Here is a 16,574-nt window from a genome sequence, read left to right on the forward strand (position 1 = left end):
TTCGGAAGTCCACGACCAGGTGCGACGCAGGCCCACTCCTCGGATGAACGACAAGAGCAAGGACCAACACGTGGCCGGAACGCAGATCTCACTCGCAGTCATCAAGGTCGTCGGCGTCGGCGGCGGAGGTGTCAACGCCGTCAACCGCATGATCGAGTCCGGCCTCAAGGGCGTCGAATTCATCGCGATCAACACCGACGCACAGGCACTCCTCATGTCCGATGCGGACGTCAAGCTCGACGTCGGCAAGGAGATCACCCGTGGTCTCGGCGCCGGCGCCGATCCCGAGGTCGGCAAGCGTGCCGCCGAGGACCACGCCGAGGAGATCGAAGAGGTCCTCCGCGGGGCCGACATGGTCTTCGTGACCGCCGGCGAGGGCGGCGGCACCGGCACCGGCGGCGCTCCCGTCGTCGCCAAGATCGCCCGCAGCCTCGGCGCGCTGACCATCGGCGTGGTCACCCGCCCCTTCACCTTCGAGGGCCGCCGCCGCTCCACCCAGGCGGAGTCCGGCATCGCCTCCCTGCAGGCCGAGGTCGACACCCTCATCGTGATCCCCAACGATCGACTGCTGTCCATCGCGGACAAGCAGGTCTCCATGCTCGACGCCTTCAAGAGCGCGGACCAGGTCCTGCTCAACGGTGTCCAGGGCATCACCGATCTGATCACCACGCCGGGCTTGATCAACCTCGACTTCGCGGACGTCAAATCCGTCATGCAGGGAGCCGGGAGCGCCCTCATGGGCATCGGCTCCGCGCGGGGCGAGGACCGCGCCCTCCAGGCGGCGGAGCTCGCGGTCTCCAGTCCGCTGCTCGAGGCCTCGATCGACGGCGCCTACGGCGTTCTGCTCTCCATCCAGGGCGGCAGCGACCTCGGCCTGTACGAGGTCTCGGAGGCGGCACGCCTGGTCCAGGAGGCCGCTCACCCGGATGCGAACATCATCTTCGGCTCCGTCATCGATGACGCCCTGGGCGACGAGGTCCGCGTGACCGTCATCGCAGCCGGCTTCGAGGGCGGCGGTCCCGTGACCCGACAGGACGTCACCCCGCAGCACCGCCCCGAGGCACGTTCCGAGCACCCCCGCTCCGAGCAGCCCCGCGCCGCGGCACCGCGTCCCCCGCCCAGGAGCAGCGCGCCTCCCACGGCGCTGGCAGTGCGGCAGCGGGAGCCGGCTCTGCGACTCCCGGTGCCTGGGGTCTGCCCCAGCAGGCGTTCTCGCCGTCGCGCCCGAGCGAGACCGAGCCCGAGACCGAGGTGCTCGACGCGGCCGACTCCGAGGAGGGCCAGCACGCACAGCATGATCGGGTCTCCCCGCAGCCCGCTCCGCGTGCCCCTGAGCGTGAGCCGGCGCGCCCGCCGCACATCGAGGAGCCGCCGTCGGACGATGACGACCTCGATCTGCCGTCGTTCCTCAAGTGACCTCGTCACTTCCTGCACGGGCCTCGCGACTTCGCGGGGCCCGTGCCCTTTCACGGGCCGTGAGGGTGGGGTGAGCGCCGGGGAGCATGCCGGGCTGAACCTCGCCCAGCATGTCGGCGATGACGAGCGGGCCGTCGTACGCAACCGGGAGCTGCTGGACGCGGAGCTCGGCGTGCCCGTGGTCTTCGTCGATCAGACCCACTCCACCGATGTCCATGTGCTGCCAGCCGCGGGCCCGGCGCCGGTGGTCTCCGCTGACGCCCTGGTGACCGACCGCGGCGACGTGGCGCTCGCGATCATGGTCGCCGATTGCCTGCCGGTGCTGCTGAGCGATCCCGTCAGCGGCACGATCGCGGCCGCCCATGCCGGCCGCGCGGGACTGCTGGCAGGAGTACTCGAACGCACCATCGAGGCGATGACGCAGCTGGGCGCCCGTCCCGCGGATCTCACCGCGAGCATCGGGCCCTCCATCTGCGGCGCCTGCTACGAGGTCCCGGAGCCGATGCGGGCGGAAGCGGCGCAGCAGCTTCCCACCACGTGGGCGGAGACCTCCTGGGGCACCCCGGCCCTCGACCTGCGTGCCGGCGCGATCGAGATCCTCGGCGCAGCGGGCATCCCGCGCTCCGCCCTCGAGACCGACCATCCCTGCACCCTCGAGGATGAGCGCTTCTACTCCTACCGCCGCCAGGCGCGCACCGGCCGCTTCGCCGGCGTGCTCCGCCGGGCCTGAGCCGCCTCCGCAGAGGGAGCGATGAGGCTCAGGCGCTGTCCGCCGTGCTCGCGACACGCTCACGACACGCCGGGCGCCTCCCGGGGCCGGGGAAATCCCTGCGGTAGTTTCGGTGGGTAAGGGCTCCCGCGCACTCCCCGTGCTTCCCCGGAGTCCAGGTCAGCGTGAACAACAGACTGGGAGATCTGCGATGGGAACCTGGCGCAATGCCATGGTCGCACTCGGCCTCGCCAACGAGGTCGACGACGAGTACTACGAGGACGAGCGGCTCAGCCACGACGAGGCCGCCGCTCCGTCCCGCCGCACCGAGCGGGGCCCCGAGCCCGCACCCGAACGGGAGGCCCAGGTGACCCCGATCCGTCAGCATTCGAACGTGGTGGCCATGGCCCCGGCAGTGGAGGAGTCGATGCACCGCATCACCACGATCCATCCGCGGTCCTACAACGATGCCAAGGCGATCGGCGAGTCGTTCCGTGACGGGGTCCCCGTCATCATGAACCTCTCCGACATGCAGGACGGCGACGCCAAGCGCATGGTCGACTTCTCGGCCGGCCTGGTCTTCGGCCTCCGCGGCACCATCGAGCGTGTCACCTCCAAGGTGTTCCTGCTCTCGCCGGAGTTCGTCCAGGTCGACGGAGACACCTCTGCCGACGAGGGCAGCTTCTACAACCAGAGCTGAGCTCTCTAGTGCAGATCGTCGCAGGGGTGCTGTACCTCGCAGTGCTGTTGTACCTCCTCCTGCTCATCTCGCGCCTGGTGCTCGAGTGGATCCAGTCCTACGCACGGGAGTACCGGCCCTCAGGCCTGGTGCTGGTGCTGTTCGAGGTCGTCTACACGCTGACCGACCCGCCTGTGCTGGCGCTCAGGCGCCTCATCCCTCCGCTGCGCATCGGCGCCGTCGCCCTCGACCTGAGCCTGATGATCCTGCTCGTCCTCGGGTGGATCCTGCTGAGCGTGCTCGGAGGCCTGGCGATGTGAGGACCTCCCGGTTCGGGAACCTCCGCACCATCCGCTAGGCTTGACGCCAACGCGCCCCGGCGCGCATTCGACTCCCGCACTAAGAAAAGGTGACCCATGGCTCTGATGCCCGAAGACCTGCAGAATCAGAGGTTCACCCCTGTCCGGTTCTCCGAGGGCTACGACATGGACGAGGTGGACAACTTCCTCGATAACGATGTCGAGCCGCGTCTCAAGGAGCTCATCTCCGAGAACGAGCGCCTGAAGACGGAGCTCGAGGAGGCGCACAACCGCATCGCCGAGCTCGAGACCCGCGCCCCCGCCGCGGCTGCGACCGCCGATGTCTCCGCGACCGGTGAGAACGACGCGATCATCGACTCCGCTCCGGTCGCCGCTGAAGACGAGGCCCAGGACGACGCCACCGCGCCGCAGGCCGTCGTCGAGGACGAGGTCGTCGAGCAGCCCGCTCCGGCGGCCGCACCGGTCTCTGAGAGCCCCGACCAGTCCGCCGCCGGCATCATCGCCCTGGCGAACCGTCTGCACGACGAGTACGTCAAGAACGGTGAGGACGAGCGCGACCGCCTCATCACCGAGGCCAAGGACGAGCACCAGCGGATCGTCGGCGACGCCGAGGAGAAGTCCCGCGTCACCCTCGCCGATCTCGAGACCAAGAAGGCCGAGCTCGACAAGACCATCGACGGCCTGCGCAACTTCGAGCGGGACTACCGCAACCGTCTGCGCAACTACCTGGAGAACCAGCTCAGCGAGCTCGACACCAGCGAGACGCAGGACAAGCAGGCGAACTTCGGTCTGTGAACAACGACCCGTCCGAGTCGGCGAGCGCCGGGCCCCGGGGTCCGGCGCTCGCCGCCGTCTGAGCCGTCGAACGGTCCTCAGCATCATCGCGGCGATCGGTGCGGTCATCGCCGTGGCCGACCAGATCACGAAGAACTGGGCCGTGGCCTCTCTCCCTCTGCTCGAGCCCCAGCCATTCATCGGTGAGATCCTCCAGCTGACGCTGCTGTACAACAGCGGTGCCGCCTGGGGATGGGCGCCGAGATCACCCCGGTGGTCACCTGCCTCCAGCTCGCCATCGTGGCCGGTGTCATCGTCTTCGCGGTCAAGGCAGTGCGCTCGCCCTGGTACACCGTGGCGCTCGGTCTCATCATGGGCGGCGCGCTCGGCAACATCCATGACCGGCTGCTGCGCGAACCCGGACCGTTCCGCGGCGCAGTCGTCGACTTTCTCGAGCTGCCGAACTGGCCCGTGTTCAACATCGCCGACATGGGCGTGGTGGGTGGCGCGATCATGATCGTCGCCCTCGGCCTGTTCGGCGTCGCCTCCGATCCGGCGCACGACGAGCCCGCCCCTTCCGAAGAAGCGGGCGAGGCCTCGCAGGAGAAGACGTCATGAGCGCCTCCCGGACCCTCATGGTCCCCGACGGGCTCGCCGGAGAGCGGGTCGATGTGGGGATCTCGCGAATGCTGGGCCTCTCCCGCACCCGCGCGGCGGAGCTCGTGATGGACGGCCTCGTCCTGGTCGACGGGCAGGCCCCGGCACGCTCCACCCGGCTCGAGCCGGGGGCGATGGTGCACGTCGAGCTGCCCGATGAGAAGCCGGCCGTGGCGGTGCAGCCTCAGATCGCCGACGGCATGAGCCTGATCCACCAGGACGATGACATCGTGGTGATCGACAAGCCCGTGGGCGTGGCCGCGCATCCCAGCGCCGGCTGGTCCGGGCCCACCGTGCTGGGGCACCTCGCCGCGGCCGGCGTGAGCATCCGCACCACCGGCGACCCGGAGCGACAGGGCATCGTGAGCAGGCTGGATGTGGGCACCAGCGGAGTGATGGTGGTCGCCCGCACCGAACGCGCGTACACCACGCTGAAGGACGCCTTCCGCGCCCGCGAGGTCGGGAAGATCTACCATGCCGTCTGCCAGGGGACCCCGGACCAGCCGGCCGGCACCATCGAAGCCGCCATCGGCCGCTCCCCGCAGCACGACTACAAGTTCGCGGTGCGCGAGGACGGCAAGCACTCGGTGACCCACTACGAGACGCTCGAGGCGCTGCGCGGGGCGACCCTGCTGAAGGTGGGACTGGAGACCGGCCGCACCCACCAGATCCGGGTGCACATGGCAGCCCTGCAGCACCCGCTGGTGGGCGATCCGCTCTACGGTGCGGATCCGACCCTCGCCCAGCGCGTGGGGCTGATCCGCCAGTGGCTGCACGCGATGGAGCTGAGCTTCCTCCACCCTGCGACCGGGCGCGAGGTCACCTACACCTCGCAGTACCCGGCGGATCTGCAGGACGCACTGGATGCCCTGCGCGCGCCCTGAGCCGAGTGCACGAGCACGCGCTCGCAGGCGGTAGCGTCGAGACATGAACGATGAGCAGGTTTCCGGGGCGCTGAGCCCCTCCCGCGATGCGGCGCTGTCCAGGCCCGACTTCCCCTTCGTCCGGGTCGCGCACCGGCTGGGCATCGATCCCGCGCAGGCCGAGGTGGCGCTGCGCGATGATGAGAAGGCCCGGGCGGCCGTCGCCGAGGCGGTGCAGGCGTTCCTCGCGGCGGACGATGACCACCGTGCCGGCAGGCCGCCCTCCTCCGCGATCGCCCTGGATCCGGATTTCCCGACCGGGGTGGGCATGGCGCTGGTCGGGGCGGCTGTGCTCTGGGACGCCCGTGACCTGGTGCCGCGGGTGGCGCTGCGCGTGGCCAAGGACCACTTCGAGGACGGTGCCGATGAGCTCGCCGCGAGCTACATCGCCCTGGTCCAGGAGTCGGTGGATCCGGGGAGGACTCCCGGGACGATGCCGTGGCGTGGGCGGCGCAGTCGCTGCTGGTCTCCGTGCTGCAACGCTCCGGCAGCCCGGCCCAGGCCGAGGAGATCGCCCGCGACCTCGCTGCCCACGCGATCCCGATCGATCTGTGGCGGGACGACGACCCGAGCCTGCCCGACGACTCGATGGCCTGGCACGGCGGCGCGTTCGTCGGCGGCATCCCGCCGCGGCGCGACGAGCGCTCCCTCAGCTACGAGGACGTCCATGACTACATGAACTCCCTGCTCGCCGACACCCACCGCGAGCAGCAGGCCGAAGGGGACGGCGCCGGGAGCTGAGCCATCCCGCGCCGGGCGCCGCCGCGGTCATCGCGGGGCGACACGCCGGTCCTGGCGGGGTGACCTCTCCGACCCCTGCGCCGGGCCTCATCGGTCGGTCCGCGCGGCTACCCTGGAGGGCATGGCTTCTGCGGACTCCGATGACTTCGTGCATCTGCATGTGCACACCGACTACTCCCTGCTGGACGGGGCCGCGAAGATCGACAAACTGGTCGACGAGACCGTCCGTCAGAACCAGAAGGCCGTCGCGATCACCGACCACGGCTATCTGTTCGGCGCCTACGAGTTCTACAAGGCCGCGACGGATGCCGGCGTCAAGCCGATCATCGGCGTCGAGGCGTACGTGACCCCGGGGACCAGCCGCCACGACCGCACCCGCGTGCAGTGGGGGACCAAGGAGCAGCAGCTCGCCGGAGACGATGTCTCCGCACGCGGCGCCTACACGCACATGACCCTGCTGTCGAAGTCGACGGCCGGCATGCACAACCTCTTCCGGCTCGCCTCCTCCGCGTCCTCGAAGGCCAGATGGGCAAGTGGCCGCGCATGGACCGCGAGATCCTCTCGAAGTACTCCGATGGACTGATCGCGACCTCCGGCTGCCCCTCCGGCGAGGTCCAGACCCGGCTGCGGCTGGGACAGTTCGACGAGGCCGTCAAGGCCGCCGGCGAGTTCCAGGACATGTTCGGCAAGGACAGCTACTTCATCGAGCTGATGGACCACGGCCTCGACATCGAGAAGCGAGTCTCCAAGGACCTGATCGAGGTCAGCAAGTCGGTCGGCCCCGCTGGTGGCCACCAACGACCTCCACTACGTCACCGAGGCGGATGCGCAGATCCAGGACGTCCTTCTGTGCATCAACTCCGGGTCCCGGCTGAATGATCCCGACCGCTTCAAGTTCGGCGGCTCCGGCTACTTCCTGAAGTCCGCGCGGCAGATGCGTGAGCTGTTCCGCGAGTTCCCCGAAGCCTGCGACAACACCCTGACCATCGCCGAGATGTGCGAGGTCGAGTTCCGCACCACCGACGAGGGTGCGAACTACATGCCGCACTTCCCCACCCCGCCCGGGGAGGATGAGGAGTCCTGGTTCATCAAGGAGATCCAGCGGGGTTTGGAGTACCGCTACCCCGCAGGGATCCCCGAGGACGTGCAGCAGCGCGCCGACTACGAGGTCTCCGTGATCCTCCAGATGGGCTTCCCCGGCTACTTCCTGGTGGTCTCGGACTACATCAAGTGGGCCAAGGAGCAGGGGATCCGGGTGGGGCCGGGCCGTGGCTCCGGTGCCGGCTCGATGGTCGCCTACGCCCTGCGCATCACCGATCTCGACCCGATCGAGCACGGCCTGCTGTTCGAGCGGTTCCTCAACCCGGACCGCGTCTCCATGCCGGACTTCGACGTCGACTTCGATGATCGCCGCCGCGGCGAGGTCATCGAGTACGTCGAGCGCAAGTACGGCGACGACCGCATCGCACAGGTCATCACCTACGGCGTGATGAAGACGAAGAACTCCCTCAAGGACGCCGCCCGCGTGCTCGACTACCCCTTCGCGATGGGGGACAAGCTCACCAAGACTCTCCCGCCCACCGTCATGGGCAAGGACATCTCGGTCAACGGCATCTTCGACCCCGAGGACAAGCGCTACGCAGAAGCGGGCGAGTTCCGCCGGCTGCACGATGAGGACCCCGACGTCCAGAAGGTCGTCGAGATCGCCAAGGGCGTCGAGGGCCTGACCCGCGGCTGGGGCGTGCACGCCTGCGCGGTGATCATGTCCAGCCACCCGCTGATCGACATCGTGCCGATGATGCGCCGCCCCTCGGACGGCCAGATCATCACCCAGTTCGAGTACCCCACGCTCGAGACCCTCGGCCTGCTGAAGATGGACTTCCTCGGGCTGCGCAACCTCACCGTGCTCTCCGACGCGGTGGCGAACATGGAGCGCAACGGCAAGACGCCGCCGGACCTCGAGACCCTGCCGTTCGATGACAAGAAGACCTACGAGCTGCTGCAGAAGGGTGACACGCTGGGTGTGTTCCAGCTGGACGGCTCGGGCATGCGCACCCTGCTGCGGCAGATGAAGCCTGACCAGTTCGGAGACATCACCGCCGTCTCGGCGCTGTATCGACCGGGCCCGATGGGCATGGGGTCGCACACCAACTATGCGCTGCGCAAGAACGGGCTCCAGGAGATCACCCCGATCCACCCGGAGCTCGAGGAGCCGCTGGCCGAGATCCTCGACGAGACCTATGGCGTGCTCGTCTACCAGGAGCAGGTCATGCAGACGGCCCAGAAGGTCGCCGGGTACAGCCTCGGTCAGGCCGACATCCTCCGCCGCGCCATGGGCAAGAAGAAGAAGTCGGAGCTGGACAAGCAGTTCGCCTCCTTCGAGGCCGGAATGAAGGAGAACGGCTACTCCACCGCCGCGGTGACGGCGCTGTGGGAGACCTTGATGCCGTTCGCGGACTACGCCTTCAACAAGTCCCACTCCGCGGCCTACGGGGTGGTCTCGTACTGGACCGGTTACCTCAAGGCGAACCATCCCACCGAGTACATGGCCGCGCTGCTGACCTCCACGCAGGAGAATCGCGACCGGCTGGGCCTGTACCTGGGGGACTGCCGTCACCGCGGCATCACGGTGCTGCCCCCGGATGTGAACGAATCCGATCTGTACTTCTCCGCCGTCGGCGAGGACATCCGTTTCGGGCTCTCGGCGATCCGCAACGTCGGCGCCCACGTGGTCGAGGAGATCATCAAGACCCGCGAGGAGAAGGGCGCCTTCACCTCCTTCACCGACTTCCTCGACAAGGTCCCGCTGTCGGTGTGCAACAAGCGCACCATCGAGTCCCTGATCAAGGGCGGCGCCTTCGACGAGCTGGGCGCGAACCGGCGCTCCCTGGTGCTGATCCACGAGGACGCGGTCGACTCCGTCGTGGATCTGAAGCGCAAGGAGGCTCAGGGTCAGTACGACCTGTTCGCCGACGTGTTCGGCGGCGGTGGGGAGACGGCGAGATGGCGTCCGGCTCTGCCGCGACCATCGTCATCCCCGATCTGCCGGAGTGGGACCGCAAGGAGAAGCTCGCCTTCGAGCGGAACATGCTGGGCCTGTACGTCTCCGACCATCCTCTCTACGGGCTCGAGCACGTCATCTCCCAGAACTCCTCGACCTCGATCAGCGCCCTCGCCGATGACGGCGCCGTCGAGGACGGCGCCATGGTGACCATCGCCGGCCTGATCACGAGCCTGCAGCGGAAGACCACGAAGAAGGGCGACATGTGGGCGATCGTCACCGTCGAGGACCTCGAGGGCTCGATCGACTGCCTGATGTTCCCCTCGACCTACATGACCGTCGCCGGAGAGCTCGCCGAGGATCTCATCGTCTCGATGAAGGGCCGGGTGGACACCTCCAAGGGCATGCCGGAGCTGCGCGTGATGGAGATGACCGTCCCCGAGACCGGGGGCGGGGCCGACGGCCCCGTCACCATCGCCCTGCCCGCGATGCGCGCCACCGAACGGGTGGTCAGCGACCTGCGCGGGGTGCTGGAGGACAACCCCGGGGCCAGCGAGGTGCGGCTGCGCCTGCAGGAGCCCGGGCGCACCACCCTGATGCAGCTGGACAAGCGGCTCTCGGTGAACCCCTCCGCTGCCCTGTACGCGTCCTTGAAGGCGCTGCTGGGCCCGAGCTGCCTGCAGTGAACCGATGACCACGTGGCGGGTCGCGACCTTCAACATCCGCCACGGGCTCGGGCCCGATGGCCGGGTCGACCTCGCCCGCACGGCGCAGGAGATCGCCGCACTCGGAGCCGACGTGATCGGCCTGCAGGAGGTCGATGACGGGTTCGGGCCCCGCTCCGGTCATGCGGACCAGCCCTCCCGGCTCGCCGAGCTGCTGGGGATGCAGGTGTGCTTCGGCGCCGCGCTCGATCTCCCGCCGGTGCGGGACGGGGCTCCGCGGCGCCGTTACGGACTCGCGCTGCTGACTCGGCACGAGATCCTCGCCCACACCCTGCACCTGCTGCCCGCTCACCCCGGCCGTGAGCCGCTGCGGGAGCCGCGCGGCGTGCTCCACGCGCGGGTGCGCAGCCCGGCCGGGGAGGAGCTCGACGTGCTGGTGACGCACCTCGACAACTCCGATCCCGCGCACCGCACCGCACAGGTGCAGGGCATCGTCCGGCTCTCCCAGGACCTCACGGGACCGGCGCTGCTGATGGGGGACATGAACGCAGAACCCTCCGCTCCGGAGCTGGCCGCGCTCGCGGCGACGGGCTGGCGCGAGGCCATGGACGCAGCGTCATCGTCGGTTGGGGAAGCCCGCAGGTCGCCGCTGCGCCAGATGCTCAGCGCGGCCCTGGCCCGCCTGCGACCTGCACGAGGCGCCACGCATCCCGCGCGCTTCCCGATCCGCCGGATCGACTCGCTCTGGACCCGCGGGCCGCTCACGGTGACCGCGATGGCAGTGGGGTCGAGAGGGTCCTCGGACCACCGACCGGTGGTCGCGACCCTCGTTCGGAGCGTCCGCTGAACAACCGGTGAGGACTGCGGAGGGCGGGCTGGACTAGCGTTGCCCCATGAGCACCATCTCCGAGAACCTGCTTCCCGACTCCCTGCTGGACACCTTCCGCGAACGCGCGGTGATCCATGACAGGGAGAACACCTTCCCTGAGGCTGATCTCGCCGATCTGCGCGAGCGCGGGTACCTGCGGCTGCTGGTGCCCACCGAGCTCGGCGGGCTCGGCGCTCCCTGCTCGAGGCCACACGGATCCAGCGCCGGCTCGCCCAGGCCGCGCCCGCCACGGCGCTGTCGATGAACATGCACCTCGTGGTCACCGGCGCCGCACTGCACGCCCACCGTCTCGGCATGGACAGCGTGCGCACCATCCTCGAGGACGCCGCCGCGGACCAGCTGTTCGCCTTCGGGATCTCCGAGGCCGGCAACGACGCGATGCTCTTCGACTCCTCCACCCGTGCCGACGAGCAGCCCGACGGTGGCTTCCAGCTCACCGGCACCAAGATCTTCACCTCCCTGGCCCCCGTCTGGGACCGCCTGGTGGCGCACGGCCGTGTCGCCGAGGCGAGCGAGGCGGATCCCCGCCTGCTGTTCGGGGTGCTCGAGCGCACCGAAGCCATCGAGGTGCTCGATGACTGGGACACCCACGGCATGCGCCCCTCCCAGTCCCGCACCACCAAGCTGCACTCGGCGCCGGTCGCCGCAGACCGCGTGCTGACCAGCACACCCGTCGGCCCCAACCCGGACGCCTTCGTGATGGGGATCTTCGGGGCTTTCGAGCTGCTGATCGCCTCGGTGTACACCGGCATCGCCGAGCGCGCGATCGCCGTCGGCACCCGGAACGCCACCACCCGCCGCAACGCCACCAAGGGCATCGTCCACGCCGACGATCCGGACATCCGCTGGCGCCTGGCGAACGCGGCGATCGCCGTCGACGGCATCATCCTCCAGATCGAGAAGATCATGGCCGATCTCGACGCCTTGGGCACGGGAGAGCAGGGCACCGGCCTAACCGATCACGGCCCTCGCTGGTTCCTGCACTTCTCCGGCGTGAAGTCCCGTGCCACCGAAACGGCGATCTCCGCCGTGGACCAGGTGCTGCGCGCCAGCGGAGGCGCCCAGTACTTCCGACGCAGCGAGCTCGAGCGCCTCTCCCGTGACGTGCGTGCCGGCATGTACCACCCCTCGGATGAGGAATCCGTGCACGCCTCCTACGCCAAGGCCCTGCTCGGCGACATCGGTGCGACCCTCCCGGCGCTGCCCTGATGAGCGACGCAATGCGGATCGTCATCGTGCGAAGGTCCGGCAGCCTCGGTGAGCTAGATGCACGCCGAGATGCAGTCAGCCGAACAACACCTCAGCCTCGCGCCAGCGTGACTCCGGCACCCGCTTGACGCTGTCGATGGCCTCGGTCAGCGGCACGTCCACGATTTCGGTGCCGCGGAGGGCGACCATGTGCCCGAAGCGGCCCTCATGGACCAGATCCACCGCCGCGGTGCCGAGCCGAGTGGCCAGCACCCGGTCGTAACCGGTCGGCTCCCCGCCGCGCTGGATATGGCCCAGCACCGTCGCCCGCGACTCGATGCCCAGCCGCTCCTCGATCAGCGGCGCGAGCACCTGGGCCACGCCGCCGAACCGGGGCCGGCCGAACTCGTCCAGGTCGTAATCCATGAACCCCTCCGGCGCATCGGAGGGCACGAAGCCCTCGGCCACCACGACAAGCGGGGCGCGGCCGCGGTCGAAGGCGGACTTCACGTACTGGCAGATCTCCCCGATGGTCAGCGGGAACTCCGGCAGGCAGATCACATGGGCACCCGCCGCCATTCCGGAGTGCAGGGCGATCCAGCCCACGCTGCGGCCCATCACCTCGGCCACCATGCAGCGGTGATGGGAGTCCCCGGTCATGCGCAGACGGTCCAGTGCCTCGGTCGCGATCTCCACCGCGGTGTTGAATCCGAAGGTGTAGTCGGTGGCGTCGAGGTCGTTGTCCACCGTCTTCGGCACGCCGACCACCGGGATTCCCGCCTCGGAGAGCCGATTCGCAGTGAACAGGGTGCCGTCCCCGCCGATCGCGATGATCGCGTCCATGTCGTTCTCGTCCAGATGACGGCGCACGATCTGTGCGCCGTCCTCACCGTCGGCGAAGGGGTTCGAGCGGGACGTGCCCAGGATGGTGCCGCCGATCCGGCCGATGCCGCGGACCCGTCGGCGCGGCAGCGTCATCCAGTCATCGTCGATGACGCCCCGCCATCCGTCCTTGAAACCGATGAATTCGTCCTCGAAGAGCTTGTCGCCCTTGATCACCGCGCCGCGGATGACCGCGTTGAGACCGGGGCAGTCGCCGCCGGAGGTCAGGATTCCGATCTTCATGGGGGAGGGTTCTCTTCTCTCATCGAGCACGGGAGCAGGGCACAGGCAGGGGCACTGTCCACTCTAGAGCCGGAGGGAGCTCGCAGGAGCAGTTTCTCTGCTCGGGACGTGAACGTGCTGTCTGGGAGCGCCGATGAGCCATGGCTTGCGCAGCAGAGCGCCCCGGCCCCTCCGTGAGGAGGCACCGGGGCGCTCGAGGAATGCGGCTGCGAAGACTCAGGCGTCGTCGGCAGCCTCGTCCGCGGCATCGTCGGACGGGGACGGGGACGGGCGCGATGCACTGTCCGCCTGCTCCGCCTGGGCGCGCACCTCGCGGCCGCCGTCGGCAGCGCGCTGGAGCGTGTCCTGGAAGTCCACACCGGTGGTGGACTTGACCATGTCGAGCACCTGGGCCAGACCCACCGAGATGTTCTGGCCGATCTTCGCCTCGCCATCGGTGGAGAACACCGAGAGGTTGGAGATGTTCGAGTACGGGGCGGCCAGCTCGCCGGCGACCTCGGGCAGGACCTCGAGCACCTGGGCGAGCACCGCGGCGTCGTTGAACTGCTTGTACGCCTCGGCACGGGCACGGGTGGTCTCCGCCTCGGCGTCGCCCTTGGCGAGGATCGCCGCCGCTTCGGCTTCACCCTTGGCACGCAGGGTCGGCCTCGGCCTGACCCTCGAGACGGACCGCCTCGGCGTCCTTCGAGCGGCGCTGCAGCTCGACCTCGGCCTCGGCCCGACCACGGGCTTCGATGGCGTGGGCCTCGGCGTCCGCGGTGACCTTGCGGGACTCGGCACGGTTGCGCTCGTCGGTCAGCTGAGCTTCCGACTCGGCGATGTGCGTGTACTTCTTGGAATCCGCATCCTGCTGCTCGGCGTAGCGCTTCGCCTCGGCCGGCTTGTGGACCTCGGCGACCAGCTGCTTCTCGCGCAGGTCGTTGTTGCGGACCGCGATGAGCTCTTCCTGCTCGATGATCCGCTGCTGCTGGGCGGCACGGGCCAGGGGGCCGGAGGCATCGGCGATGGCCTCCCGAGCATCCGTCTCCTCCTTGATCTCCGCATTGCGGAGATCGAAGGTCTGCTTGGACTCCGCCTCCTGCTGGAGGTTGAGGTTGCTGGCCTGCGTGGATTCACGGTTCGCATCGGACTCGGCGATCGCGGCGCGCTTGGCCACCAGTGCCGCCTCGGGGCGTCCCCAGTCCCGCAGGTAGGAGCCGTCGTCCTCGATGGCGGAGATCTGGAAGGTGTCGATCACGAGACCCTGGTTGTTCATCGAGTGCTCGGCCTCGGCCTGCACCTGGCTCGCGAACGACGCACGGTCGCGGATGATCTGCTCGACGCTCAGTGTGCCCACCACCGCGCGCAGGGTGCCCGAGAGGATCTCCTGCGTGTAGTGATCGATCTGCTGCTGCTGGTCGAGGAATCGCTGAGAGGCCTTGCGGACGTCGTCGATGTTGCCGCCGACCTTGACCTGCGCCACCCCACGCAGCCGCAGGAAGATGCCGTTCATCGAGTAACCCTCGACCTCGACCGGGATCTGGCGCGAGCTCAGGCTCAGCACGAAGGCGCGGTCGAAGATCGGACGCACGATCGCTCGGCCCCCAATGATGACCCGGGCGCTGCCGGACTCGAGGTCGATGTCACCGGTGGGGCTGGTCTTCGCGTTGCGGCCGGTGATGATCAGCGCTTCGTTCGGCGCCGCGATGCGGTAGCTGCGCATCAGGACGATCAGTCCGATCAGGATGACGACCGCGAGCGCCGCGACCACCACCACGGTGGGTATCAGCAGTTCCATGGGTTCCCCTCATTGAGTACAGGCATGCCGAGGGCATCCTCGCATCGAATGGACTGCCCCGCCCGGTCGTCCCGGGACCGGATATCCAGTTGTGACCTCTTGCCGGGGCGGGATGGCGCTCTGGAAAGCGGAGGATCGCCAGCGTCGCGCCCATTTGCCGTCTCAAGATGCGACCGCAGGGTCCGAATGGCGGAACTCGGGGTCTAGGGTCGCCCGTCGTGAACACCGTGCAGCACCCCTCTCCTCCCGACGCCCCGGTTCCTGGCTCCGCGCCCGCCGGCGCGCCCGCCAACACCCCCGCCCGCGTCATCACCGCGTCGATGGTCGGCACCACGATCGAGTTCTTCGACTTCTACGCGTACGCAACGGCCGCCTCGTTGGTCTTCCCGGCCCTGTTCTTCCCCACGCAGACCCCGGCGAACCAGCTGCTGAGCTCTTTCGCCGTCTTCGGCGTCGCGTTCGTCGCGCGACCCCTGGGATCGCTGCTCTTCGGGCACTTCGGCGACAGGATCGGACGCAAGAACACCCTCGTGGCGAGCCTGCTGGTGATGGGCATCGCGACCTTCCTCATCGGGGTCCTGCCCACCGCGTCGACACCCGGCTTCACCATCATCGCCCCCGCGATCCTGGTGCTGCTGCGGTTCTGTCAGGGCGTGGGACTGGGCGGCGAGTGGTCCGGCGCGGCGCTGCTGGCCACGGAGAACGCCCCACCGGGCAAGCGGGCCCTCTTCGGTACCTTCCCGCAGCTCGGCGCTCCGATCGGCTTCATCCTCTCGAACCTGCTGTTCGTGGTGCTCAGCCTGCAGCTGACCGATGAGCAGTTCATGTCCTGGGGCTGGCGACTGCCCTTCCTGCTCTCTGCTTTCCTGGTGGTCGTCGGCCTGTGGGTGCGGCTGAAGCTCATGGAGAGCCCTGCGTTCCAGAAGGTGATCGACGAGGAGCGTGTCGCCTCCATCCCGATCGCACGCGTGTTCCGCACCGCTTGGAAGCCTCTGATCCTGGCGACCATCGCGATGGTCGCGACCTACGTGCTGTTCTACCTGATGACCGCGTTCCTCATGGTCGTTGGCACCACTGCCGCGAATGAGGAGACGGCTCGCGCCGCGGCCGAGGCCGCCGGCAAGCCCTTCGACGCGGCAGGATTCGCGCCCGGGCTCGGCTACGACCGCCCGCAGTTCCTGACCATGCTGATCATCGGCGTCGTCTTCTTCGGCGTCTTCACACTGGTCTCCGGGCCGCTCGCGGATCGATTGGGACGTCGGAAGCTGCTGCTGGCTGTCACCGTCGCGATCGGGGCCTTCGGATTCGCCCTGGAGCCTCTGATGCAGGGCGGGACCGTCGGTGTGATGGCCGCGCTGATCCTCGGCTTCACGCTGATGGGCCTCACCTTCGGGCCGATGGCCGCGTTCCTGCCCGAGATGTTCCGCGCCGATGTGCGCTACACCGGCAGTGCCGTCAGCTACAACATGGCCTCGGTGATCGGGGCGGCCCCCGCTCCGTACGTGATGATCGCCCTGTGGCAGACGATGGACGGGTCGCTGTGGCTGGTGGGCGGCTATCTCACCCTTGCCGCGATCATCACGCTGGTGGCGCTGCTGGTCGGCAAGGAGACCCGCGAGGTGGACTACCTGGCCTGATCGAGAACGCGACATGAAGGAGGGCGGCCCCGTACGGGACCGCCCTCCTTCAAGTGCTGTGCGCGCTCGCGGC

Annotated in this window: 12 protein-coding genes and 3 pseudogenes; 12 read left to right on the forward strand and 3 right to left on the reverse strand. The window is 68.8% G+C overall.

The features are described 5' to 3' along the window. Positions 1-43 precede the first annotated feature (43 nt). The 11 genes and pseudogenes from ftsZ to H3H54_RS06655 form a co-directional block, all read left to right on the forward strand. Positions 44-1,030, forward strand: a pseudogene (gene ftsZ, locus H3H54_RS06605) (cell division protein FtsZ); the annotation flags it as partial. Positions 1,031-1,381: 351 nt separating this feature from the next. Further along, positions 1,382-2,146: a peptidoglycan editing factor PgeF gene (pgeF, locus tag H3H54_RS06610; RefSeq protein ID WP_262426417.1), complete on the forward strand. Its 765-nt coding sequence runs from the start codon at positions 1,382-1,384 to the stop codon at positions 2,144-2,146. A 190-nt stretch (positions 2,147-2,336) separates the two neighbouring features. Then, the gene (locus tag H3H54_RS06615; RefSeq protein WP_262425996.1) at positions 2,337-2,825 is read left to right on the forward strand and encodes a cell division protein SepF; all 489 of its coding nucleotides are present in this window, start codon (positions 2,337-2,339) and stop codon (positions 2,823-2,825) included. A gap of 8 nt (positions 2,826-2,833) precedes the next feature. Beyond that, entirely contained in the window at positions 2,834-3,124 is a 291-nt protein-coding gene (locus H3H54_RS06620) for a YggT family protein (RefSeq protein ID WP_262425997.1), read from the forward strand. Between the two features lie 96 nt (positions 3,125-3,220). Continuing rightward, positions 3,221-3,919: a DivIVA domain-containing protein gene (locus tag H3H54_RS06625; protein ID WP_262425998.1), complete on the forward strand. Its 699-nt coding sequence runs from the start codon at positions 3,221-3,223 to the stop codon at positions 3,917-3,919. A 231-nt stretch (positions 3,920-4,150) separates the two neighbouring features. After that, entirely contained in the window at positions 4,151-4,516 is a 366-nt protein-coding gene (locus H3H54_RS06630) for a signal peptidase II (RefSeq protein WP_262425999.1), read from the forward strand. Continuing rightward, the gene (locus H3H54_RS06635) at positions 4,513-5,439 is read left to right on the forward strand and encodes an RluA family pseudouridine synthase (protein WP_262426000.1); all 927 of its coding nucleotides are present in this window, start codon (positions 4,513-4,515) and stop codon (positions 5,437-5,439) included. The genes H3H54_RS06630 and H3H54_RS06635 overlap by 4 nt, the downstream gene beginning before the upstream one ends. A gap of 43 nt (positions 5,440-5,482) precedes the next feature. Then, the gene (locus H3H54_RS06640) at positions 5,483-6,157 is read left to right on the forward strand and encodes a hypothetical protein (protein ID WP_262426001.1); all 675 of its coding nucleotides are present in this window, start codon (positions 5,483-5,485) and stop codon (positions 6,155-6,157) included. A gap of 183 nt (positions 6,158-6,340) precedes the next feature. After that, positions 6,341-9,906: pseudogene (dnaE, locus tag H3H54_RS06645) on the forward strand (DNA polymerase III subunit alpha). Between the two features lie 4 nt (positions 9,907-9,910). Then, complete coding sequence (locus H3H54_RS06650) at positions 9,911-10,732, forward strand: endonuclease/exonuclease/phosphatase family protein (RefSeq protein ID WP_262426002.1); 822 nt, start codon at positions 9,911-9,913, stop codon at positions 10,730-10,732. A gap of 46 nt (positions 10,733-10,778) precedes the next feature. After that, positions 10,779-11,983 (forward strand): annotated as a pseudogene (locus H3H54_RS06655) (acyl-CoA dehydrogenase family protein). A gap of 75 nt (positions 11,984-12,058) precedes the next feature. Here H3H54_RS06655 and H3H54_RS06660 read toward each other — a convergent pair. From H3H54_RS06660 to H3H54_RS06670, 3 genes are all read right to left on the reverse strand, one after another. Further along, entirely contained in the window at positions 12,059-13,087 is a 1,029-nt protein-coding gene (locus H3H54_RS06660) for an ATP-dependent 6-phosphofructokinase (RefSeq protein WP_262426003.1), read from the reverse strand. A gap of 216 nt (positions 13,088-13,303) precedes the next feature. Then, positions 13,304-13,813 carry a flotillin domain-containing protein gene (locus H3H54_RS06665; RefSeq protein WP_262426004.1) on the reverse strand — a complete coding sequence of 170 codons (510 nt, stop codon included), beginning with the start codon at positions 13,811-13,813 and terminating at the stop codon, positions 13,304-13,306. Then, a complete protein-coding gene (locus H3H54_RS06670) occupies positions 13,710-14,864 on the reverse strand; it encodes a flotillin family protein (RefSeq protein WP_262426005.1) in 1,155 nt (384 codons plus the stop codon). The genes H3H54_RS06665 and H3H54_RS06670 overlap by 104 nt, the downstream gene beginning before the upstream one ends. Before the next feature lie 218 nt (positions 14,865-15,082). Here H3H54_RS06670 and H3H54_RS06675 point away from each other — a divergent pair, with 218 nt between their 5' ends. Next, entirely contained in the window at positions 15,083-16,501 is a 1,419-nt protein-coding gene (locus tag H3H54_RS06675; RefSeq protein WP_395963525.1) for an MFS transporter, read from the forward strand. The last annotated feature ends 73 nt before the right edge of the window (positions 16,502-16,574 follow it).

This window comes from Brachybacterium sp. Z12 (assembly GCF_014400405.1).
In the GTDB taxonomy this organism is placed as follows: domain Bacteria; phylum Actinomycetota; class Actinomycetes; order Actinomycetales; family Dermabacteraceae; genus Brachybacterium.